Below are 22,374 nucleotides of genomic sequence, written 5' to 3'. Positions count from 1 at the left end.
GGCGGGCGCCCCCGGTTTCTTCGCTGCCGGATCTGTTGTCGCCCGGGGCCCGTTCGGATCGCTGCCGGGGTCTCGTTCCCACTGCCGCCGGGGGTCTCGTTCCGGGCGTCGCCGTGGGCCCCGTTCCCGGCGTCGTCGGGGTCGGCCGCCGCCGCCCGCTACCGGGGCCGTTCGGCGATCAGGTAGCGGAAGACGTTCTCCATCCGGACCGAGCCGTCCGCGCGCAGGTACGGCTGCAGCGCCTCCTCCAGCTCCTTGGCCACCAGCGACGCGCCGGAGAATTCCTCGGCCGCCTCGAACAGACCGGTGGAGAGCAGGCCGCGCACCGCGCTGTCCAGGTCCGCGTAGGCGAACGGGCAGCTCACCCGCCCGCTGCCGGCCGGGCGCAGGCCGGCCGGGGCGAGCAGGTCCTCCAGCATGCCGGGCGTGCTCAGCTCGAACGGGTCGCGCGCGGTGGTCCGGCCCGCCCGCCGACGCGCCACGTCCAGCACCGGGGCGCTCTGGCAGCGCTCCGGAGGGCCCCAGGCGGCCAGCACCACGTGCCCGCCCGGGAGGGTCAGCCGGGCGGCCTCGACGACCACCGCGCCCGGCTCGACGCAACCGGGCAACTGCTCGAACACCGTCACCAGCGAATGGGCCGAGCGGGGGACGGCAGCGGTCGGCCGGGCCCCCGCGCACACCCGCAGCCGGCGGCCACGGGCCAGCTCGCGCAGCTCGTCCCGCGGCTCCTGGCCGGTGACCTGGGCACCGCGCCCGGCGGCGAGCAGCAGCGCCAGCCCGGACCGGCAGCCCAGGCCCAGCACGCTGGTCGCCGGGCCCACCTCCAGCCGGTCGTGGACCGCCTCGTAGAGCGGCACGAGCATGCGCTCCTGGATCTCCGCCCAGTCGCGCGCCCGCGCGGGCCGCGCAGCCCCGGGCTGCGGGTGGTGCGGTCGTGCGCCTGTCGGTCGTACGGTCGTGCCGGTCGTCCGAGCTGAAGCCATCGCGGCCTCCCATCCGGTCCTTCGGTGTGCTGCTACGGCTCCCCCAAAGTCCCGCCCCACTCCAGCGAACAGCGGGTCGGGCCCGGCGTCCAGAGGGGTGCAGGGTGGTGCGCGCGTGTCGCGGTCGTGCGCCCCCTGCGGTCGGCGGGTGCCGCCTCCTGCCGCCGGCGGGTGCGCGGTCGTCCGTCCGGCGGGTGCGGCGGTCGTCCGTCCGGCGGCCGCGGGCGTGTTACCGATTCGAAGTCAGGGGGCCGCGCCCCGTACCATTCGGGCCATGGCTAAGGCACCCGTTCTCACCCCTCAGGCGGAAGACTTCCCGCGCTGGTACCAGGACCTCATCAACAAGGCCGAGCTGGCCGACAACGGTCCGGTGCGCGGCACCATGGTCATCCGACCGTACGGCTACGGCCTGTGGGAGCGGATGCAGCAGGAGATGGACGCGCGGATCAAGAAGGCCGGCGCGCAGAACGCCTACTTCCCGATGTTCATCCCGCAGTCCTACCTGACCAGGGAGGCCGAGCACGTCGAGGGCTTCGCCCCCGAGCTCGCGGTGGTCACCCACGGCGGCGGCAAGCAGCTCGACGAGCCGGTCGTCGTCCGGCCCACCTCCGAGACGATCATCAACGAGTACTTCTCGAAGTGGGTGCAGAGCCACCGCGACCTGCCCCTGCTGATCAACCAGTGGGCCAACGTGGTCCGTTGGGAGCTGCGCCCGCGCGTCTTCCTGCGCACCACCGAGTTCCTCTGGCAGGAGGGCCACACCGCCCACGCCACCTACGAGGACGCCCGCGCGTACGCGTCGATGATCCACACCCAGGTCTACGGCGACTTCATGACGAACGTGCTCGGCATCGACGTCGTGCTCGGCCGCAAGACGGCCAAGGAGCGGTTCGCCGGCGCCATCAACACCCTCACCCTCGAGGGCATGATGGGCGACGGCAAGGCGCTGCAGATGGGCACCAGCCACGAGCTGGGCCAGAACTTCGCCAAGGCGTTCAACACGACCTACCAGCTCCAGGGCGCCGAGCGCGAGCACGTCTGGCAGACCTCGTGGGGCGTCTCGACCCGCATGGTCGGCGGCCTGATCATGTCCCACGGCGACGACAACGGCCTGCGGGTGCCCCCGCGACTGGCCGCCGTCCAGGCCGTCGTGCTCGCCATCAAGGGCGACGACGCGGTCATCGCCAAGGTGCGCGAGATCGGCGCCACGCTGGAGGCCGCCGGTGTCCGGGTGGTCGTCGACGACCGCACCGACACCCCGTTCGGCCGCCGCGCGGTGGACTGGGAGCTCAAGGGCGTGCCGCTGCGCATCGAGGTCGGCCCGCGCGACCTCGAGAACGGCACCGCGATGCTGGCCCGCCGGATCCCCGGCGGCAAGGAGCCCGTCTCCATCGACTCCCTGGCCGCGCTGGTCCCGGGCATCCTGGAGGAGGACCAGGCGCTGCTGCTGCGCCAGTCCCGCGAGCGCCGCGAGGCCCGTACCGTCGACGTCAAGACCATCGAGGAGGCCGCCGAGGCCGCCGCGACCGGCTGGGGCCGGATCTCCTGGGCCGACCTCGGCCCGGCGGGCGAGGCCAAGCTGGCCGAGCAGGGCGTTTCGGTGCGCTGCATTGTCGCGGCCGACGGCTCGGTGCCGCTGGCGGACGACCAGGACGGCAATATCGCGATCGTCGCCCGCGCGTACTGATGCCTGTTACCGGCAGGTAATGACCGTTGTCGGCGACATTTGCCCGGAATGCGGATGAGTAAGAATCCGGTAACTGTCCGAGAGGTGCCCCGACCGCGGACATCCCTACTGGCCGGTCAACTGCCGGTATTAACGCAATAGCGGTACGGTGTACGGCCCGTGGCCCTGTCAACTCGACGGGTCCACGGGCCGTACGTCCAGGGGGCGACAGCCCGCTCCCGGACGGAATTCACGAGGCCCGCCGAGCTGCGGCGAGCCGAACCCGGCAGGGGGTTGGTCTTGCGTCAGATCCGGAACGCGCAATTCGCGCGCGACCATGCATTCCTGGGAGTTTCCTGGGAATTCCCGAAGAACGAGAACATGCGGAACATCGGCTCGCACTCCATCGTTGGTCTAGCGTGAGCACGACACAGCCCCTCGTCCTCGCGGCCGAACTGGCCGCCGCCTGGAGTGACATCCAGGCCCACCACCAGGACCTCCCCGACCTGGCCTCGCCCGAGGCCCTGATCGGCGAATCCTCCTCGGCCTGTGGCACCCGGCTCGGTTTCGAGCGGCTCCTCCACGAGGCTGCCCACGGTCTGGCCGCGGCCCGGGACATCCGGGACACCTCGCGAGCCGGCCGCTACCACAACCGGCGCTTCCTGCTGCTCGCCTCCGAGCTCGGCTTGGCGCACCCGGTCGAACCGCACGCGAGCAGCGGCTTCTCCCAGGTGACCATGCTCAAGGAGACCCAGGAGCGCTACGCGGAGACCATCGAGCGACTGGACCGCGCCCTCGGCGCGCACCAGGAGGCGGTGGCCGGCGACGGTACGACGCGGGCCTTCCGCGGCCCGGCCGCCCGGCACGGCTCCTCCGGGGGCGGCGTCCGGGTCAAGGCGGTGTGCGGCTGCGGACGGAACGTCCGGGTCGTGCCGTCGGTGCTCGCCCAGGCGTCCATCGTCTGCGGCGCGTGCCAGCAGCCGTTCAAGATCTCGTGACCGACCGGTCCACCGGACCGGGAGATCGTTAGACCGGAACACCAGAAGACGGGGAAGGGCCGGCGGACGGCTGTGCGGGCAGCGGATCCGGCCGGAGCGAGCGGTACATCGGTGAGTTTGTGGGCGGACCGGGAGCGAGGGCTCCCGGTCGCGCCTTGTGGACGGGCCTGCGGAGGCGGTCGGGGGGCGGCCTCCGGAGGTTCGTGCGCGGTCTGCGGTCTGCGGTCTGGGGACGGCCGGGCGCGGGGCCGGGATGCGGCTGGGTGCGCGGCTCGGGTACGGCTGGGCGCGAGGCCGGGGCGCGGCTGGGATGCAGCCGGAACGCCTCCTGCGGATGGCCGAGCGAAGGCGGTTCGCGCCGGTATGGCAGAATGGACAGCTGAGTACTCGGCAGCCGAGCAGGACCCCTCTCTCCTACGGCTGGCGTGTCCCTTGAACGGCCCACGGCGCAACCCCACGCGACGGCGCGGCCGCTCACCCACGTCAACACCAGGAGAATCCACTCCCGTGGCAGTCAAGATCAAGCTCAAGCGTCTCGGCAAGATTCGCTCCCCGCACTACCGCATCGTCGTCGCCGACTCGCGCACCAAGCGTGACGGCCGCGCGATCGAGGAGATCGGCATCTACCAGCCGACCTACAACCCCTCGAAGATCGAGGTCGACACCGACCGCGCCCAGTACTGGCTGTCCGTCGGCGCCCAGCCGACCGAGCCGGTGCTCGCCATCCTCAAGCTGACCGGCGACTGGCAGAAGTTCAAGGGCCTCCCGGCCCCGGCGCCGCTGCTGGTTGCCGAGCCCAAGGTCGAGGACTTCTCGCACCTGTTCGCGAAGGCCGTCGCCGGCTTCGAGGACGCCACCACCGGTGTTGCCATCACCCCGAAGGCCAAGAAGTCGGACAAGGTCGAGGCTGAGGCCGACGCCGCCGCCGAGGCCTGAGCGTGATCGAGGACGCCCTCGACCACTTGGTGAAGGGCATCGTCGAGCACCCCGACGAGGTGCAGGTGCGCTCGCGCAACCTGCGTCGGGGCAACACCATCGAGGTGCGAGTGCACCCCGATGACCTCGGCAAGGTGATCGGCCGGGGTGGCCGCACGGCGCGCGCACTGCGCACCGTGGTCGGCGCCCTCGGCGGTCGCAACGTCCGGGTCGACCTGGTCGACGTGGACAACATTCGCTGACGCAGCTGCTCGTTCAGCCGTCAGGGCTTGTGAGGCCGACCGGGACGCATGTCGTCCCGGTCGGCCTTTTCGCGTTTCTCGCGCTTCCCGCATTCCGTCCCGCTCTAGGAACTCCAGGAGAACGATCACCGTGCAGCTCGTCGTCGGCAAGATCGGCCGCGCCCACGGCATCAGGGGGGACGTCAGTGTCGAGGTCCGCACCGACGAGCCGGAGCTCCGGCTCGGCCCCGGTGCCGTCCTGTTCACCGACCCCGCGTCGGTGGGCCCGCTGACCATCGAGTCCGGCAAGGTGCACAGCGGCCGGCTGCTGCTGCGCTTCGTCGGCGTCAAGGACCGCAACGCGGCGGAGGCGCTGCGGGGCACGCTGCTCATCGCCGAGGTCGACCCGGAGGAGAGCCCCGAGGACCCGGAGGAGTACTACGACCACCAGCTGATCGGCCTGGACGTGGTGCTGCTCGACGGCACCCTCGTCGGCGAGCTGACCGAGGTCGTCCACCTGCCGTACCAGGACCTGCTCACGGTGGAGAAGGCCGACGGGACGGAGGTGCTGGTGCCCTTCGTCCGCCAGATCGTGCCGACCATCGACCTGGAGAACCAGCGTGCCGTGATCACCCCGCCGGTCGGTCTGATCGAGCCCGAGCAGGCCGAGGTCGCCCGTGGTGCCTCCGCCGAGGGCGAGGACGCCGAGGGCGTCGAGGGTGTCGACGGCGCCGAGGGTGCGGCCGGTGCCAAGGGCGCGGAGGGGTCGAAGTGACGGTGGAGGAGGGCGCCGCGCAGGTCCAGGACGGGATGCGGATCGACGTCGTCTCGATCTTCCCCGAGTACCTGGAACCGCTGAACATCTCGCTGGTCGGCAAGGCCCGCTCCCGCGGCCAGCTGGACGTGCACGTCCACGACCTGCGCGAGTGGACCCACGACGTGCACCGGACCGTGGACGACAGCCCGTACGGTGGCGGCCCCGGCATGGTGATGAAGCCCGAGCCGTGGGGCGAGGCGCTGGACGCGGTGGTCGCCGGCGGGCCCGAGGGCCAGCTGCCGACGCTCGTCGTGCCCACCCCCAGCGGGCGGCCGTTCACGCAGGAACTCGCCCAGGAGCTGGCGAGCCGCCCGTGGCTGGCGTTCACCCCCGCCCGGTACGAGGGCATCGACCGGCGGGTCATCGAGGAGGCGGCCACCCGGATGCCGGTGGTCGAGGCCTCGATCGGCGACTACGTGCTGGCCGGCGGCGAGGTCGCCGTGCTGGTGATGGTCGAGGCGATCGCCCGGCTGCTGCCCGGGGTGCTCGGCAACGCCGAGTCGCACCGGGACGACTCCTTCGCGCCCGGCGCGATGGCCGACCTGCTGGAGGGCCCGGTCTACACCAAGCCCGCCGAGTGGCGCGGCCGGACCGTGCCGGACGTGCTGCTCAGCGGAAACCACGGCCGGATCGCCCGCTGGCGGCGGGAACAGGCCTTCGCCCGGACCCTGGCGAACCGCACCGACCTGGTCGAGCGCTGGCGCTACGGCGCCTTCGACAAGAAGGACCGGGAGGCGCTCAGCATCCTCGGCCTGGCCTGGGACGAGGAGCTCGGCCGATTTCGGTCCGTGGCCGTCGGTGTGGAAGAATAGGCCGCTGCTGTCTGTTGCTGGGCCCCCTTCGTAGGGGCCACGTGGACCGGCGCCCTCGCCACGGGGGGATCGTCGTCAGCCGATGCGGCCCGCAGCAAACCCCATTGTGACGAACTTCCGTGGGCGGCCCGTGGCGCCTGCGATGGAGAGCAACATGAGCAACAAGCTCGCTGCTGTCGACGCGGCCTCGCTGCGTAGCGACATCCCGGCCTTCCGCGCCGGTGACACCCTGAAGGTCCACGTCCGGGTCATCGAGGGCAACCGCTCCCGTGTCCAGGTCTTCCAGGGCGTCGTCATCCGCCGCCACGGCGCCGGCGTCGGTGAGACCTTCACCGTTCGCAAGGTCAGCTTCAACGTCGGCGTGGAGCGCACCTTCCCGGTGCACACCCCGGTCGTCGAGAAGATCGAGGTCGTGACCCGCGGTGCGGTTCGCCGCGCCAAGCTGTACTACCTGCGTGACCTCCGCGGCAAGGCCGCGAAGATCAAGGAGAAGCGCGACCGCTGATCCACCGTCCCCCGGCCTCGCCGGGGGATCGGATCGCTCTGAGGGGCCGGGCCACCGCACGGTAAGCTCAGCCCCCGATGAGCACGCACGAACCACCCGCGGACCGCGACGGCAGTCCCGCACCCACCGGTGCGGACTCGCTGTCGCGGTCCGCGGTCGTTTCCGGGGTCGTCCCGGGAGTCGTCTCGGGGCCCGGTGGGGAGGGATCCGACCCCGGTGGGGAACCGCGGGCGGCCGTCGGGGGTGCGCGGGAGGGCGAAGCCGCGCCCGAGGGCGAAGCCGCACCAGAGGGTGAGAACGCGCCGGAGGGTGAGCGCGCACCGGAAGGTGGGAGCGCGCCGGGGGACGAGGAGTCGGGCCACTCGCGTTTGCGGGACCTGTTGCTGCTCGTGGGGATCTGCCTGCTGGCCCTGCTGCTGGTGAACGCCTTCGTCGCGCGCCCGTTCTCGGTGCCCTCCGGTTCGATGGAGGAGACCCTGCGACCGGGCGACCGGCTGATCGCGAACCAGCTCGCCTACGCCTTCGGCGGCCACCCCCAGCGGGGCGACGTCGTGGTCTTCGACGGGACGGGCTCCTTCCTGCCGGGGTCGGCCGGGCCGACCGGCTTCTGGGACGGGCTGAGCTCGCTCGGCCGGGACCTCGGGCTGGCCCCGGCCGGGAACACGGTCTACGTCAAACGGGTGATCGGCGTCGGTGGGGACCGGGTGACCAGCACCGGCCCGGGCGGGCCGATCACCGTCAACGGGGTGCCGATCGACGAGTCCTCCTACCTGGCCCCGGGGGACCAGCCGTCGAGCGTGGCCTTCGACGTGGTGGTGCCGACCGGCAAGCTCTGGGTGATGGGGGACCACCGCAGCGCCTCCCGTGACTCCCGCGACCACCTCGGCGAGCCCGGCGGCGGCTTCGTGCCCGAGAGCAGGGTGATCGGCCGGGCGGACTGGGTGGTCTACCCGTTCTCGCGCTTGACCGGCCTGGACCGGCCCGCGGCCTTCGCTGCGACTGCGGGGACAGGCGGTCATGGGGAGCAGGGGTAGCAGAGGCAGGGGCCGGCTGGCGGATCGCCCGGCTCCGGAACCAGGCACCGGACCTGCGGATGCCGACCCCGCGAGTGGCGGATCTGACGGCGCCGGACCAGGCGACGCCTCCCCCGGGGGTGCGGGCCCAGCCGTGGTGCTGCCGGTCCGGGGCCGGGCCGATCGCCGCCGCAGCGCCCGACGCGCGGCCCGGTGGCGCAAGCGGTCGCTGCTGCGGGAGTTCCCGCTGATCATCGTGGTGGCGTTGCTGGTCGCGCTGGTGATGAAGACCTTCCTGCTCCAGGTGTTCGTGATCCCCTCCGGCTCGATGGAGCAGACCATCCAGGTGGGGGACCGGGTGCTGGTGGACAAGCTGACCCCCTGGTTCGGCAGCGAGCCGCAGCGCGGCGACGTGGTGGTGTTCAAGGATCCGGGCGGCTGGCTGGAGAGCGACCACAAGCCGTCCGACGACGGTCCGGTGCTGGGGGCGGCCAAGCAGGTCCTCACCTTCGTCGGGCTGCTGCCGTCGGACAGCGAGCAGGACTTGATCAAACGGGTCATCGGCGTCGGCGGGGACACCGTGGAGTGCTGCGACGCGCAGGGGCGGTTGAGCGTCAACGGCACGCCGGTGGACGAGCCGTACCTCGCGCCCGCCAACCCGCCGTCCCGGCAGCCCTTCAAAGTGCGGGTGCCGCAGGGCCGGCTCTGGGTCATGGGCGACCACCGGGACGTGTCCGCCGACTCCCGCTTCCACATGGGGAACCCGGGGCAGGGGACCATCCCGCTGAGCGGTGTGGTCGGCCGGGCCTTCATGAACGTCTGGCCGCTGGACCGCCTCCATCAACTTGACGTGCCGAGTTCACTCTCCTCGTTGGCGCGGGCTCCGCAGGCGCGCGGAACTGCGCCGGAATCCGTGGGCGTTGGGCCGGTTCCGATGGAACCTCCGCTCGTTATGGGTGTGTTGGGCATCCTTCCGGCCGTCGTTCGCCGGTCAGGGCGGCCGCCCGAGTGAGCCGGGCCGGGCGTCTCGCGGCCGGGCCGCGCGCGTGGGACCGCGAGCCGGATGCCTTGGAGTGATAGAGAAGTGCAGGTGCGGCCGGGAGGTCCCGGTCGTGCGTCGAGGCTGTGCTGGTGTCAGGGGAGCCCGCGATGGGCAGTCCCGAAGCGTCCATGGTCGTGGTGAGCGTGGTGCCCGCTGTGCGGCACTGTGAGCGCGGGCGCGCGGGCGTCCGCACAGCAGGGAGGAGACGTTGTGGGGGATGTGGTGATCGGCGCCCGCTCAGGTGCCGGCGAGCCCGAGGGCTCTGGCGGTCGAGCGGCCCGGTCCGCCGAGTCCGGTGCGCCCTCGGCCTCGGTCGAGGACACGGCGGCCCAGACCGCCGACGAGCATGGCGACGGGACGGAGGGCCCGACCGGGGGTTCCTCGGAGTCCCACTGGCCCGACGCCGAGTCGGCGGACCGGTCGGAGTCGCAGGCCCCCGGCAAGCAGCGCAAGCAGCGTTCCTTCTGGAAGGAACTGCCGATCCTGGTCGGTATCGCGCTGGTCCTGGCGCTGGTGATCAAGACCTTCTTCGTCCAGGCCTTCTCCATTCCGTCGGAGTCGATGCAGAACACGTTGCAGGTCGGTGACCGTGTCCTGGTGGACAAGCTGACCCCCTGGTTCGGAGCGGAGCCCGAGCGCGGCGAGGTCGTGGTGTTCCACGACCCGGGCGGCTGGCTGAACGACGAGCCGACCCCGCAGAGCAGCAACTCCTTCGTCCGGGGCGTCCAGGACGTGCTCAGCTTCGTCGGCCTGATGCCGTCGGCCAACGAGAAGGACCTGATCAAGCGGGTCATCGCGGTCGGCGGGGACACCGTCGAGTGCGAGGGCACCGGGCCGGTGAAGGTCAACGGCGTCGCGCTCAACGAGCCGTACGTCTACCAGGGCAACACCCCCTGCGGTGACCACCCGTTCGACCCGGTGAAGGTGCCCAACGGCCGGATCTGGGTGATGGGCGACCACCGCGCCGACTCGCTGGACTCCCGCTTCCACATGGACCAACCGGGCGGCGGCACCGTTCCGGTGGGCAACGTGATCGGGCGGGCCTTCGTCGTGGCCTGGCCGGTCGGCCACTGGTCGACGCTCTCGGTGCCGAACACCTTCGATCAGAAGGGTCTGGCGGCGGCCGCGCCTCTGGCGCCTCCCGTGGCCGGCGCGGTGGGCGCGGTCGTGCTGCTTCCGCTGGTGCGTCGGGTGCAGGAGCGGAGGGACGGCCGGAAGGACTCCTGAGCTCCACCGGGTTCTCCCCAGCCCTTGCGCGGGCCGTGGTACCGACGAGTAATCTGCTCGGACGTGCCACGGCCCGTCGGCTTTTCCGCCGGTGCCCCCGGCGTGCCAGTGGTGTTCTCCGGTCGGCCAGAGGTGGACGGATTCGATGAGCGGTGTCGTTGAGCAGACGGCCGACCACCCGGCTTCGCCCGCCCGTCCGGCCCGTCGGCCCGCGGCGGTGCTGCAGGGCGTCGCGATCGCGCTCGGGCTGGTGCTGATGATCGGCGGCTTCGCCCTGATCGCGATCGACTACCGGCCGTACAGCATCCCGACCGCCTCGATGTCCCCCACGCTTCGGATCGGGGACACCGTGCTCGCCCGGAAGATCGGCGGCGGGGCCGTCGGCCGGGGGGACGTCGTGGTCTTCCGGGACCAGGACTGGGGTGGCGAGCTCATGGTCAAGCGCGTGGTCGCGGTCGGCGGGGACACCGTCGCGGCCACCGGCAACGACCACCGGCTGACGGTCGACGGACAGGCGGTGGAGGAGCCGTACCTCGCGGCGCAGGGCCCGCAGGGTTCCCCGTTCAGCGTCACGGTGCCGCCGGGGCGGCTGTTCCTGCTCGGCGACAACCGGTTGGGCTCGCTCGACTCCCGCACCCACCTGGATGTCGACGGCGGGACCGTCCCGGCCGGCGCGGTGGAGGCCAGGGTCGAGGCCACCCTGATGCCGTTCGGCCGGACGGGCGACCTCGGCCGGACCGCGGCCTTCGACGGGCTTCCCGGACCGAAGGCCGGTGCGCCCGGGCCGCTGCAACCGGCCGCCTTCGCGACCGTTGCGGGTGCGGCGCTGATCCTCGTGACTTCGGCGGTGGGCGGGGTGGCGGGCCTGGCCCGCCGGCTCAGCCGGGGGCGCAGTTCCTGATCGCGGTCGTCGCGGCCAGGGCCGCTCTGCCGAACATCGCCCCGGACGGCGGTGCCGGGTGGCAGGATCGGTAGCGCCACCGACGCGAACGGAAGGAGCGTGGAGCGCTGCCATGACGGCACAACGGCGCAGGGCGGCACGGATCCTGCTGCTGGACGGGCAGGACCGCATCCTTCTCTTCCTGGGCTCCGACCCGGCCACGCCGGGGGAGGCGTGGTGGTTCACGCCCGGCGGCGGCTTGGAGCCAGGGGAGGACGTGCGGGAGGCCGCCACGCGGGAACTCGTGGAGGAGACCGGCCTGCGGGGTGTGGACCTGGGGCCCTTGGTGGCGTACGGCACGGTGTCGTTCTCCTTTCAGGGACGGCGTTACGAGCAGGATCAGTGGTTCCATCTGGCCCGGACCACGGAGACGGGTCTCGACCACTCGGGGATGGGCGAGGAGGAACACGCCCAACTGCTCGCGGCGCGCTGGTGGACGGTCGAGGAGCTGAGGGGGACCGCCGAGACGGTCTACCCGGTCGGATTGGCGGACTTCCTGGAGCGACTGCTGGCCGAGGGCCCGCCGGTCGCCCCGGTACGGCTCTGAGCGTGGGTGCGGTGGTCCACAATGGGTGGACGTGACAAGTTGAGGGGACGCCTGGATGAGTGCCGAAGATCTCGAGAAGTACGAGACCGAGATGGAGCTCAAGCTCTACCGGGAGTACCGGGACGTCGTCGGCCTGTTCAAGTACGTGATCGAGACCGAGCGACGGTTCTACCTCACCAATGACTACGAGTTGCAGGTGCACTCGGTGCAGGGCGAGGTCTTCTTCGAGGTGTCGATGGCGGATGCGTGGGTCTGGGACATGTACCGGCCGGCCCGGTTCGTCCGTAAGGTCCGGGTGCTGACCTTCAAGGACGTGAACATCGAGGAACTCGCGAAGAGCGATCTGGAGCTGCCCTCGGACGAGTCCGGCTTCGGGAACTGACGTTGGACTGCTCGGACCGGCGTTGTCCAGCGGAATTTCGCGCGATCGGGGCGTCTCACTCCTGCGGGTGACAAAAGTTATCCACAGGCCCGAGTTATCCACAGGGAACCGGAAATTCCCGGCCCCGCCGTGCGCGACGGTGCAACCTCCACGGCGGAGGTGGTCACCGTGCAGAACACGATCACGCAGGACCAGGCCGTACCGGGTGCGGCCGTACCGGACCAGGCCGGAGAGGCCACAGCGGCCGCAGCCGTGCGCGACGGCGCGAAAGACGACACGAGGGACGGCACCGGGCCGGGCCCGGGCCGCAGTACCGGCGGTCGCAGTACCAACAACGGGCTCGGCCGCTACGGCGAGCGGGTCGCCGCCCGCCGTCTCACGGAGGCCGGGCTCCGCATCCTGGACCGCAACTGGCGCTGTGTCGAGGGTGAGTTGGACATCGTCGCCCTCGACGGCGACACCGTCGCGGTCTGCGAGGTGAAGACCCGCTCCGAGCGGGGCTTCCAACAACCCAGCGAGGCCATCGGCCAGGCCAAGGCCGCCCGGTTGCAACGCCTGGCGGAGCGCTGGATGGCCGAACGCTGGCCGGGCCACTTCGCACGGCTGGCCGGTCCCGGGTACGACCCCGGGCCCACGGACCCGCACTGGCCGCCCGCTCCGCCCGGGGGCGTGCGGATCGACTTGGTGGCCGTAATCAACCGGGCCCGGGGTGCGGCCCTGGTCGACCACCTGCGGGGAGTGGTCTGAGATGGCCTTCGCCCGTACCTGTTCCGTCGCGCTGGTCGGCGTCGACGGAGTGATCGTCGAGGTCCAGGCCGATCTGGAGCCCGGGGTGGCCGCGTTCACCCTGGTCGGCCTGCCCGACAAGGCGCTGTCCGAGGCCCGCGACCGGGTGCGCGCGGCCGTGGTCAACAGCGGTGAGGCCTGGCCGCAGCGCAAGCTGACCGTCGGGCTCAGTCCGGCCTCGGTGCCCAAGAGCGGCAGTGGCTTCGACCTCGCGGTGGCCTGCGCCGTCCTGGCCGCGGCCGAGCGGCTCGACCCCTCCTCCATCGCCGAACTGCTGATCATCGGCGAACTGGGGCTGGACGGCCGGGTGCGGCCGGTCCGCGGGGTGCTGCCGTCGGTGCTGGCCGCGGCCGATGCGGGATACCAGCGGGTCGTGGTCGCCGAGCAGACCGCGCCCGAGGCCTCGCTCGTCCCGGGCGTGACCGTGATCGGCGTCCGCAGCCTGCGGCAGCTGATCGCCGTCCTGACCGGCGCGCCCGCGCCGGAGGAGCCGCCCGACCCGATCAGCGGGCGGCCGGATCCGCTGATGGCCGGCCTGATGCTGCCCAGCGCCGGCGTCCGGGGACTGGCCGACGACAAGTCGGCGCGCCTCGACCTGGCCGACGTGGCCGGACAGTACGAGGCCCGGCGCGCCCTGGAGATCGCCGCTGCCGGCGGTCACCACCTGTACCTCAAGGGCCCACCGGGCGCGGGCAAGACGATGCTGGCGGAGCGGCTGCCCGCGCTGCTTCCGCCACTGACCCAGAAGGAGGCCCTGGAGGTCACCGCCGTGCACTCGGTGGCCGGGCTGCTCCCGGCCGGGCGCCCGCTCATCGACACGGCGCCGTACTGCGCCCCGCACCACTCCACGACGATGCCGGCGATCGTCGGCGGCGGCAGCGGCCTGCCGAGACCGGGGGCGGTCTCGCTGGCCCACCGGGGTGTGCTGTTCCTGGACGAGGCACCGGAGTTTCCGGTGCGGGTGCTCGACTCACTGCGCCAGCCGCTGGAGTCGGGCGAGGTGGTGATCGCCCGCTCGGCCGGCTCACTCCGGCTCCCGGCCAGGTTCCTGCTCTGTCTGGCTGCCAACCCCTGCCCGTGCGGTCGGCATTCACGGCGGGGCGAGGGCTGCGAGTGCACTCCTGCGATGGTCAGCCGCTACCAGGGGCGGCTCTCCGGGCCGCTGCTGGACCGGGTCGACCTCCAGGTCCAGGTCGCCCCGGTGACGAGGATCGAACTCATGGAACGGGACGCCACGGCGGAGAACACCGAGACCGTCGCGGCCCGGGTGCTGGCCGCGCGGGAACGGGCGGCGGCCCGGCTGGCGAACACCCCGTGGCGGACCAACGCGGAAGTCCCGGGTCACGAACTGCGGACCCGCTGGCAGCTCGTCCCCGGCGCACTGAACGACGTCGCCCGCCAGTTGGAGCGCGGGCTGCTGACCGCCCGGGGCCTGGACCGGGTGCTCCGGGTCGCCTGGACGGTCGCCGACCTCGCCGGTCGGGACCGGCCGGACCAGCGGGACGTCCGCACCGCACTGGTCCTGCGCACCGGCGTCGAGCAGGGGCTGCCGCTGGCCGAGCGGGTCTACGGCCGACTCGGTGGCATCCCGGCCCAGCGCAGCGGGCCGGTCGACGAGCCGCCCGAAGGGCACAGCCGGTCGGGCCGGTTCGAGAAGCCCGATCGTCTCGACTGCCCCGACCCGGAGAGGCCTGACCCGGCGAGTCCTGGTTCGGAGAGGCCTGGTCTGGAAGGTCCTGGTCCGTCGGGCCGCCCCGATGCCCCTGGCCGATCCATCCGGTCCGGCTCCGCCAAGCGGTCCGGGAAACGCGACCAGAATCCGGCGAACGAGGGCGGTGAGGCATGAACCCGATGATGACGCACCTTCAACCTCCCGGCCGGGCAGAGCCCGGGTCCGGTCCCGATCCGGAGCGCCTCGCCCGCGCCGTACTCAGCCGGCTGAGCGAGCCCGGGGACGCGGTGGTCGGCCGGTGGCTCGGCCAGCTCTCCGCAGCCGACGTCGTCCGGGCGATCCGCGACGGGACGGTGCCCGCGCACCCCGGACTGGACGGGCCCCGGCTGGCCGGCTACCAGGCGAGACTCCCCGGTCTGGACCCGGTCGAGGACCTGGAACGGGTACGAGCCGTCGGTGGGCGCTTCATCATTCCGGGGGACACGGAATGGCCCAGTCAACTGGACGATCTGGGCGACGGGCGCCCGATCGGGCTCTGGACGACCGGCACGGGTTCGCTGCGGCTGTTCGCGCTCCGCTCGGTGGCGATGGTCGGCTCCCGGGCCTGCACGGCCTACGGCGCCCACGTCGCGGGGGAGCTGTCGGCCCAACTGGCCGAGCGAGGTTGGGTCGTGGTGTCCGGAGCCGCCTACGGGATCGACGCGGCCTCCCACCGAGGGGCGCTCTCCGTCGGTGGGATGACCATCGCGGTGCTCGCCTGCGGGGTCGACGTGGCCTACCCGAAGGGGAACGCCGAACTGATCCGGCGGATCGGCGCCCAGGGGCTGCTGGTCAGCGAACTCCCGCCCGGGGAGCACCCGAACCGCTTCCGCTTCGTGCTCCGCAACCGGGTCATCGCGGCGCTCACCCGGGGCACGGTGGTGGTCGAGGCGGCGATGCGCAGCGGTGCGCTGAGCACGGCCAGACGGGCACGGGACCTCAACCGCCACACCATGGGCGTCGCCGGCCCGGTGACCTCGGAACTCTCGGCCGGGGTGCACGCCCTGATCCGCAGCGGCGGCGCCACGCTGGTCACCGACTCCGCCGAGATCGCCGAACTGATCGGGGCGATCGGGGACGACCTGGCGCCGCAGCGCAGCGGCCCGGTCCTGCCCAGGGACCTGCTGGAACCGGCGGTGGCCCGGGTGCTGGAGGCCGTCCCGGCGACGGCGGAGGGCGCGCCGATCGAGCGGTTGGCCCGGCAGTCCGGACTCCCGCCGGACGAAGTGCTGCAACGGCTCTACGAGTTGGGCTCGCTCGGTTACGTCGAGCGGCACGGCGCGCACTGGCGCCTGGTGCGGAGGAGGTGACGGTCGGAACGAAGCGCACATCCGTGTCGTGGGGGAGGGGGTGTCGGAATCGCCCGGCTGACCTGCTGATCCGGTTCGTCCGTTCGCGTGCCCGGATCCGGTGACGCGAACGCCACCGGATCGGGGGACGACCGAGTGGCGGTAGCGCATTGCAGCGAGTCGGTCACGCTACGCTCCACATGCCTTCCCTATCAGCACATGACTCGGCAGAACGGCGCAGACCAACGCATGCCCACACACATTCCCGGACACAGAGTGACCGGTGGCGCCCGGTCCTCGGGAGGGCCGCGGACCGAGCGGCGCCCCGTGACTGAGTTCCCGCCCAAGGCGGCGGGGACGATGGGGGGCCTGTCGCGCCAGGGCGGCCGGCCGACGGCGGTGCCGGGCCAGCCCGCCGACGCGGTCGCCGCCGCCACCGGCGACGGCTCGGCCCGTCCGATCGCTGCCGGTGCCCTGCAGCCGGACGGCACCCCCCTGCCAGGCCCGGAGCGGGGGCCGTCCGGTCCGGGCCCCGGAGCCCAGGGGCGCACCGCGCTCGAAGAGCTCTGGCGCTCCTACAAGGAGACCGGCGACCAGCGGCTGCGCGAGCAGCTGATCCTGCACTACTCACCGCTCGTCAAGTACGTGGCGGGGCGGGTCGGGGTCGGCCTGCCTTCCAACGTCGAGCAGGCCGACTTCGTCTCCTCGGGGGTCTTCGGGCTGATCGACGCGATCGAGAAGTTCGACGTCGACCGCGCCATCAAGTTCGAGACCTACGCGATCAGCCGGATCCGCGGCGCGATCATCGACGAACTGCGGGCCCTGGACTGGATCCCGCGCTCGGTGCGGCAGAAGGCGAAGGCCGTCGAGCGGACGTACGCGACGCTGGAGGCCCGGCTGCGCCGTACGCCGCACGAGCCCGAGGTCGCGGCCGAGATGGGCATCGCGATCGAGGACCTGCACGCGATCTTCAGCCAACTGTCCCTGGCCAACGTGGTGGCCCTGGACGAACTGCTGCACCCGGTGGGGGAGGGCGGCGACCGGCTGAGCCTGATGGACACCCTGGTGGACCACGGTGCCGACAACCCGGTCGAGGTGGCCGAGGACCGCGAGCTGCGCAGGCTGCTGGCGCAGGCGGTCAACACCCTCCCCGAGCGGGAGAAGACCGTGGTGACGCTCTACTACTACGAGGGCCTCACCCTCGCTGAGATCGGCCAGGTGTTGGGGGTGACGGAGAGTCGGGTGAGCCAGATCCACACCAAGTCCGTCCTCCAACTGCGCGCCAAGCTGTCGGACATCCGGTAGCGCGGGCCGGGACCGTCCCGTCCCGGCCGACCTCCGGGTCGCGACCTCGACCACGTCGCCGGTCCGCACCCGCCCGGCCGCAATCCTGGGCCGCACCCGCCCGGCCGGAATCCTGGGCCGTTACTCCGGGCCGGATCCCCGGGTCACGCGCCCACTCGCACGCCTCGCCGCGCGCCTGCGCGCCCTCGCTCCCCGCCCAGATGCGCGGCGCCGTACCGGCCGCAGGTAGGGCTCCGTACAGTGGGAGCGTGCCGAAGATCCGAGCGGCCACGGTGGCCGAGCATCGCCAGCTGCAGCGCGCAGCCCTCCTTGACGCTGCCCGCACCCTGCTCACGGAGGGCGGCATGGAGGCGCTGACCTTCCCCGCGCTCGCTGCGCGCACCTCCCTGGCGCGCTCCTCGGTCTACGAGTACTTCCGCTCCCGGGCCGCCGTGGTCGAGGCGCTCTGCGAGGTGGACTTCCCGCTCTGGGCGGCCGAGATCGAGGCCGGGATGGAGAGCTGCGACAGCGCGGCCGACCGGATCGAGGCGTATGTCCGCGGCCAGCTGGCGTTGGCCGCGGACCCGCGCCACCGGGCGGTGGTGGCGATCTCCGCGCTCGAACTCGACGAGGCCGCGCGCGAGCGCATCCGGGCGGCGCACGGCAAGCTGGTCGGCCTGGTCGTCCGGGCCCTGGAGGATCTCGGTCACGCGCAGCCCCGGCTCGCTGCGGCGCTGCTCCAAGGGGTCGTGGAGGCGGCCGTGCGCCGGGCCGAGCAAGTGGCGGCGGGGGGCCGCGCCGGGTGTGCGGCCGAGCGCCCCGAGCTGATCGCGGACGCCGCCGTGGCCATGGCCTTGCACGGCCTCGGTCGGGCCTGAGCCGCTATCCGGCCCGGTGCGTCCGGTTCATTCGGTTCAGCTGATTCATCAGGTGCGCCCTGCGCCGCCCAGCGGCAGCAGCCGCGCCGCTCCTGCGCCGAACAGGGCCAGTGGGTCGAGGTAGCGCCCGCCGCGCAGCAGCCCCCAGTGCAGGCAGTCCCGCGCTGGGCAGTGCCGTCCGTCGGGGGCGAGCCGCCCGATCACCTGCCCGGCGGGTACCTCGGTGCCGACCGGGGCGGTGCCGGTGACGGGCAGGTAGGTGGTCCGCAAGGGAGGTGACCCCGAGCCGGGGTGGGTGACGGTCACCACCGGGCGCCCCGCCACCAGCCCGGAGAAGGTGACCACCCCGGCGGCAGCCGCCCGTACCTCCGCCCCGGGCGCGGCGGCGAGGTCCACTCCCCGGTGTCCGGCGGCCCACGGCGTGGCCGGTGGTTCGAACCGCCCGAGCACCCCGTCGGGCCCGCCCACCGGCCAGGCCCGCGCACCGTCCGAACCGGACCGGCCGGTCTCGCGGCCCCCGCCAGTACCTCCAGCGCCCTCACCCGGACCTGGGCCGATGCCCCCGCTGAGAGCGGCGCCCCGCGCCGCGCCGCCCGAAACCAGCAGCACCAGTGCTGCCAGCACGGCGACCAGCCCCCGCAGCACACCGAACGAGCGCGGCCCCAACCCGTCCGGCCCCAACCGGCCTGGCCTCAACCAATCCGGCCCCAACCGGCCCAGCCTGGAGCGGGCCGGATCGACGGCGGACGGAACCGGGCACCCAGCGCGAGCAGTCATGCCCCGAGGCTTGCTGCGCCGCCGCCCCGGTGCCACCCACTTCCGGACTCCTGTGGACAAACCGCCCTCGTGGCCGGATCCCGTCCCTCCAGTGGGTGTACGGATGCCGCCATCCGGTGTACAAGCACCGCGGCGGCCGCGTTCCCAAGGCCCGGCCGGCCCGCCTCCGTCCCGTCTCTGCCCCGTCTCCGCCCAGCTCCCGTCAGCGCGGATCCGCCCGCCCAGGGCCTCCGCCGGTCGCGGAGTCGCCCGCCCCGCAGCGCTTCCCGTACACTTCACACGCGACCCGGTCCGCCGGGTCGACTTCGCACGCCCCGCCACCGGTGGACGGACGCGGCCCGGCCGCTGCCCCCGCCAGGTGCGAGTGCCGCTCGGTCCGCCGAGCCCGCCTGGTCCCCGGACCGTGCGGGTTCAAGCGGCTCGGCACGTTCGGGGCGTCAGGCGTGGCTGTCACCTGGCTGCCACGGACAAACCGAGCCTGACCCGGCCGGACGCACCGCGCGAGCGGGGAGCGCCACCGCGCGAACCCGCCGTCCGTTGCGCGACCGCCGGGCCGTAACACCTGAGGAGCACGGCTATGGCCGTCGTCACGATGCGGGAGCTGCTGGAGAGCGGCGTCCACTTCGGTCACCAGACCCGCCGTTGGAACCCGAAGATGAAGCGCTTCATCATCACGGAGCGCAACGGCATCTACATCATCGACCTCCTGCAGTCGCTGAACTACATCGACCGCGCCTTCGAGTTCATCAAGGAGACCGTTGCCCACGGCGGCAGCGTCCTCTTCGTCGGCACGAAGAAGCAGGCCCAGGAGGCCATCGCCGAGCAGGCCACCCGCGTGGGCATGCCCTACGTGAACCAGCGCTGGCTCGGCGGCATGCTGACCAACTTCTCGACCGTCTACAAGCGCCTGCAGCGCCTGAAGGAGCTCGGCGAGCTGGACTTCTCGGACGTGGCCGGTTCCGGCCTCACCAAGAAGGAGCTCCTGGTCCTCCAGCGCGAGCACGACAAGCTGGAGAAGACCCTCGGCGGTATCCGCGACATGCAGCGCGTCCCCAGCGCCGTGTGGATCGTGGACACCAAGAAGGAGCACATCGCGGTCGGCGAGGCCCGGAAGCTCAACATCCCGGTCGTCGCCATCCTCGACACCAACTGTGACCCCGACGAGGTCGACTACAAGATCCCGGGCAACGACGACGCGATCCGCTCCGTCACCCTGCTGACCCGCGTGATCGCCGACGCCGTGGCCGAGGGTCTGAAGGCCCGCGCCGGTGTTGCCAAGGGCGACGTCAAGGCCGAGCCGGGTGCCGACCAGCCGCTGGCCGACTGGGAGAAGGACCTCATCGAGGGCGAGAAGAAGGCCGAGGAGGCCCCCGCCGCCGCCGAGGCTCCGGCCGCTGAGGCCCCCGCCGCCGAGGCTCCGGCCGTCGAGGCCCCCGCTGCCGAGGCTGCGGCCACCGAGGCGCCGGCCGAGCAGGCCTGACGTACCAAGGGTGAGGGGCACCCGCCGGTACGACACCGGTAGGTGCCCCTCTCTCCCGCGCCGGGACCGAACCATCGGTCCCGGCGTCTCCCCACGCAGACACGCGAGACGCGAGAAGAGATTCACACCATGGCGAACTTCACCGCCGCGGACGTCAAGAAGCTCCGTGAGCTCACCGGCGCCGGCATGATGGACTGCAAGAAGGCTCTGGACGAGGCTGAGGGCAACGTCGAGAAGGCCGTCGAGCTCCTGCGCATCAAGGGCCAGAAGGGCGTTGCCAAGCGCGAGGGCCGTGACGCCTCCAACGGCGCCGTCGCCGCGCTGATCGCCGAGGACAAGAAGTCCGGCGTTCTGGTCGAGCTGAACTGCGAGACCGACTTCGTCGCCAAGGGTGACAACTTCGTCCAGGTCGCCGACGCGATCGCCGCTCACGTGGCCAAGACCGCCCCGGCCGACCTGGACGCCGCCCTGGCGTCCGAGATCGAGGCCGGCAAGACCGTCCAGCAGTTCGTCGACGAGGCCAACGCGACCCTGGGCGAGAAGATCGTCTTCCGTCGCTTCGCCCAGTTCGACGGTGACGGCTTCGTCGCGGTCTACCTGCACAAGACCAGCCCCGACCTGCCGCCGGCCGTCGGCGTCCTGGTCGAGCTGGACAAGGAGAACGCCGAGGTCGCGAAGGACGTCGCGCAGCACATCGCCGCGTTCGCGCCGAAGTTCCTGTCCCGCGAGGAGATCCCGGCCGAGGACCTCGAGAACGAGCGTCGCGTCGCCGAGGCCACCGCGCGCGAGGAGGGCAAGCCCGAGGCTGCCCTGCCGAAGATCGTCGAGGGTCGCGTCACCGGCTTCGTCAAGGAGAACTCCGTCCTGGAGCAGGCCTTCGCGAAGGACAACAAGAAGACCGTCGCCAAGGTCCTCGAGGAGAACGGCGTCGCCCTCAAGCGCTTCGCCCGCTTCCGCGTCGGCGCCTGAGCCACGTTCCACCTGGTCCCCGGCACCCTTACGCTGGGAACCGCCCCCGCCCGGTGACCGGGGCGGGCGGAACGCCGAACGGGCTCACCCAGTGCCAACCGTCCACGGGCGGGCCGCGTCGGCACCATGAACGACGAGGAGGCCATTGCCGTGCAGGACACCGAACCGGTTCCCGCGGCAGTGGCCTCCTCTCGCGTACGCGCAGGCCGGGCATCCGCACACCCGCGCCTGTGAGCCAGTAGGTGCAAAAAGGAGAAGTCCATGCAGGAGACGCAGGAGACCGCGCAGGACCCCAAGGCCGGCTCGCGCCGCCGGGTGCTGCTCAAGCTGTCCGGTGAAGCCTTTGCCGGTGGTGGCGGACTCGGCGTCGACCCGGACGTCGTGCACGCGATCGCCCGGGAGATCGCCACCGTCGTCCGTGCCGGTACCGAGGTCGCGGTGGTCATCGGCGGCGGCAACTTCTTCCGGGGCGCCGAGCTGCAGGTCCGCGGCATGGACCGGGCGCGCTCCGACTACATGGGCATGCTCGGCACCGTGATGAACTGCCTGGCGCTGCAGGACTTCCTGGTGAAGGAAGGCATCGAGACCCGGGTCCAGACCGCGATCACCATGGGCCAGGTCGCCGAGCCGTACCTGCCGCTGCGGGCCGTCCGGCACCTGGAGAAGGGCCGTGTGGTGATCTTCGGCGCCGGTATGGGCATGCCGTACTTCTCGACCGACACCACCGCCGTCCAGCGGGCCCTGGAGATCCACGCCGACGTCCTGCTGATGGGCAAGAACGGTGTGGACGGCGTCTACGACTCGGACCCCCGGACCAACCCGGACGCGGTGAAGTTCGACGCGCTGGAGTACTCCGAGGTCATCGCGCGCGACCTCAAGGTCGCCGACCTCACCGCGATCACGCTGTGCAAGGACAACAACCTCCCGATGCTGGTCTTCGAGCTGCTGGCGGAGGGCAATATCGCGCGCGCGGTGAAGAGTGAGAAGATCGGCACACTCATCAGCCAGGATTCTGTCCGGGCCTGAGCAGCAATCAGCCGTACGGGACGGCGCCGTCGCCGTGACCGGCCTCGACGCCGACACCGGTCGGGACAATCGCAGATGAACCGGA

Annotated in this window: 22 protein-coding genes and 1 pseudogene; 21 read left to right on the top strand and 2 right to left on the bottom strand. The window is 72.2% G+C overall.

The annotated features are described in order from the left end of the window. Positions 1-158: 158 nt before the first annotated feature. On the bottom strand, positions 159-983 hold the full coding sequence (locus OG556_RS11680; protein WP_371517023.1) for a class I SAM-dependent methyltransferase: 825 nt from the start codon (positions 981-983) through the stop codon (positions 159-161). Positions 984-1,257: 274 nt separating this feature from the next. Here OG556_RS11680 and proS point away from each other — a divergent pair, with 274 nt between their 5' ends. The 18 genes and pseudogenes from proS (at position 1,258) to OG556_RS11590 (ending at position 18,037) form a co-directional block, all read left to right on the top strand. Continuing rightward, entirely contained in the window at positions 1,258-2,670 is a 1,413-nt protein-coding gene (gene proS / locus OG556_RS11675; RefSeq protein WP_371517022.1) for a proline--tRNA ligase, read from the top strand. A gap of 398 nt (positions 2,671-3,068) precedes the next feature. Beyond that, positions 3,069-3,647, top strand: a complete 579-nt coding sequence (locus OG556_RS11670) for a hypothetical protein (protein ID WP_063347677.1) — start codon at positions 3,069-3,071, stop codon at positions 3,645-3,647. 507 nt (positions 3,648-4,154) lie between these two features. Further along, the gene (gene rpsP, locus OG556_RS11665; protein ID WP_063347676.1) at positions 4,155-4,583 is read left to right on the top strand and encodes a 30S ribosomal protein S16; all 429 of its coding nucleotides are present in this window, start codon (positions 4,155-4,157) and stop codon (positions 4,581-4,583) included. Between the two features lie 2 nt (positions 4,584-4,585). Further along, on the top strand, positions 4,586-4,825 hold the full coding sequence (locus OG556_RS11660) for an RNA-binding protein (protein WP_030056773.1): 240 nt from the start codon (positions 4,586-4,588) through the stop codon (positions 4,823-4,825). A 130-nt stretch (positions 4,826-4,955) separates the two neighbouring features. After that, positions 4,956-5,579, top strand: a complete 624-nt coding sequence (rimM, locus tag OG556_RS11655; protein WP_371517021.1) for a ribosome maturation factor RimM — start codon at positions 4,956-4,958, stop codon at positions 5,577-5,579. Positions 5,580-5,614: 35 nt separating this feature from the next. Beyond that, a complete protein-coding gene (gene trmD / locus OG556_RS11650) occupies positions 5,615-6,433 on the top strand; it encodes a tRNA (guanosine(37)-N1)-methyltransferase TrmD (protein WP_063351119.1) in 819 nt (272 codons plus the stop codon). A 154-nt stretch (positions 6,434-6,587) separates the two neighbouring features. Beyond that, complete coding sequence (gene rplS, locus OG556_RS11645) at positions 6,588-6,938, top strand: 50S ribosomal protein L19 (RefSeq protein WP_063347674.1); 351 nt, start codon at positions 6,588-6,590, stop codon at positions 6,936-6,938. A 380-nt stretch (positions 6,939-7,318) separates the two neighbouring features. Next, entirely contained in the window at positions 7,319-7,972 is a 654-nt protein-coding gene (lepB, locus tag OG556_RS11640; RefSeq protein ID WP_371517020.1) for a signal peptidase I, read from the top strand. 133 nt (positions 7,973-8,105) lie between these two features. Beyond that, complete coding sequence (lepB, locus tag OG556_RS11635; RefSeq protein ID WP_371517019.1) at positions 8,106-8,963, top strand: signal peptidase I; 858 nt, start codon at positions 8,106-8,108, stop codon at positions 8,961-8,963. 240 nt (positions 8,964-9,203) lie between these two features. Beyond that, positions 9,204-10,220: a signal peptidase I gene (gene lepB / locus OG556_RS11630; protein ID WP_371517017.1), complete on the top strand. Its 1,017-nt coding sequence runs from the start codon at positions 9,204-9,206 to the stop codon at positions 10,218-10,220. Between the two features lie 145 nt (positions 10,221-10,365). Next, entirely contained in the window at positions 10,366-11,121 is a 756-nt protein-coding gene (gene lepB, locus OG556_RS11625; RefSeq protein ID WP_371517016.1) for a signal peptidase I, read from the top strand. Between the two features lie 112 nt (positions 11,122-11,233). Then, the gene (locus tag OG556_RS11620; RefSeq protein WP_371517015.1) at positions 11,234-11,707 is read left to right on the top strand and encodes an NUDIX hydrolase; all 474 of its coding nucleotides are present in this window, start codon (positions 11,234-11,236) and stop codon (positions 11,705-11,707) included. A gap of 55 nt (positions 11,708-11,762) precedes the next feature. Further along, entirely contained in the window at positions 11,763-12,089 is a 327-nt protein-coding gene (locus tag OG556_RS11615; protein ID WP_030056781.1) for a DUF2469 domain-containing protein, read from the top strand. Positions 12,090-12,341: 252 nt separating this feature from the next. Continuing rightward, positions 12,342-12,836: a YraN family protein gene (locus OG556_RS11610; protein WP_371522663.1), complete on the top strand. Its 495-nt coding sequence runs from the start codon at positions 12,342-12,344 to the stop codon at positions 12,834-12,836. A 1-nt stretch (position 12,837) separates the two neighbouring features. Further along, positions 12,838-14,430: pseudogene (locus OG556_RS11605) on the top strand (YifB family Mg chelatase-like AAA ATPase); the annotation flags it as partial. 299 nt (positions 14,431-14,729) lie between these two features. Then, a complete protein-coding gene (dprA, locus tag OG556_RS11600; RefSeq protein ID WP_371517014.1) occupies positions 14,730-15,896 on the top strand; it encodes a DNA-processing protein DprA in 1,167 nt (388 codons plus the stop codon). A gap of 339 nt (positions 15,897-16,235) precedes the next feature. Further along, positions 16,236-17,180: an RNA polymerase sigma factor WhiG gene (gene whiG, locus OG556_RS11595; RefSeq protein ID WP_371522662.1), complete on the top strand. Its 945-nt coding sequence runs from the start codon at positions 16,236-16,238 to the stop codon at positions 17,178-17,180. Between the two features lie 272 nt (positions 17,181-17,452). Continuing rightward, positions 17,453-18,037, top strand: a complete 585-nt coding sequence (locus tag OG556_RS11590) for a TetR/AcrR family transcriptional regulator (protein WP_371522660.1) — start codon at positions 17,453-17,455, stop codon at positions 18,035-18,037. A 48-nt stretch (positions 18,038-18,085) separates the two neighbouring features. On the opposite strand, the gene OG556_RS11585 is transcribed toward OG556_RS11590, so the two are convergent. Then, positions 18,086-18,433, bottom strand: coding sequence for a peptidoglycan DD-metalloendopeptidase family protein (locus tag OG556_RS11585; protein ID WP_371517013.1), 348 nt, complete (start codon positions 18,431-18,433; stop codon positions 18,086-18,088). Between the two features lie 958 nt (positions 18,434-19,391). On the opposite strand from OG556_RS11585, the gene rpsB reads away from it, so the two are divergent. The 3 genes from rpsB to pyrH all read left to right on the top strand — a co-directional run bounded on the left by rpsB (position 19,392) and on the right by pyrH (position 22,289). Beyond that, complete coding sequence (rpsB, locus tag OG556_RS11580; protein WP_371517012.1) at positions 19,392-20,294, top strand: 30S ribosomal protein S2; 903 nt, start codon at positions 19,392-19,394, stop codon at positions 20,292-20,294. A gap of 129 nt (positions 20,295-20,423) precedes the next feature. Next, on the top strand, positions 20,424-21,263 hold the full coding sequence (gene tsf / locus OG556_RS11575; protein ID WP_371517011.1) for a translation elongation factor Ts: 840 nt from the start codon (positions 20,424-20,426) through the stop codon (positions 21,261-21,263). Between the two features lie 261 nt (positions 21,264-21,524). Next, positions 21,525-22,289, top strand: coding sequence for a UMP kinase (gene pyrH / locus OG556_RS11570; protein WP_030056790.1), 765 nt, complete (start codon positions 21,525-21,527; stop codon positions 22,287-22,289). The last annotated feature ends 85 nt before the right edge of the window (positions 22,290-22,374 follow it).

It is taken from the genome of Kitasatospora sp. NBC_01300 (assembly GCF_041435235.1).
Classification (GTDB): Bacteria; Actinomycetota; Actinomycetes; order Streptomycetales; family Streptomycetaceae; genus Kitasatospora.
This window is presented reverse-complemented; position numbering and strand designations above follow the sequence as displayed.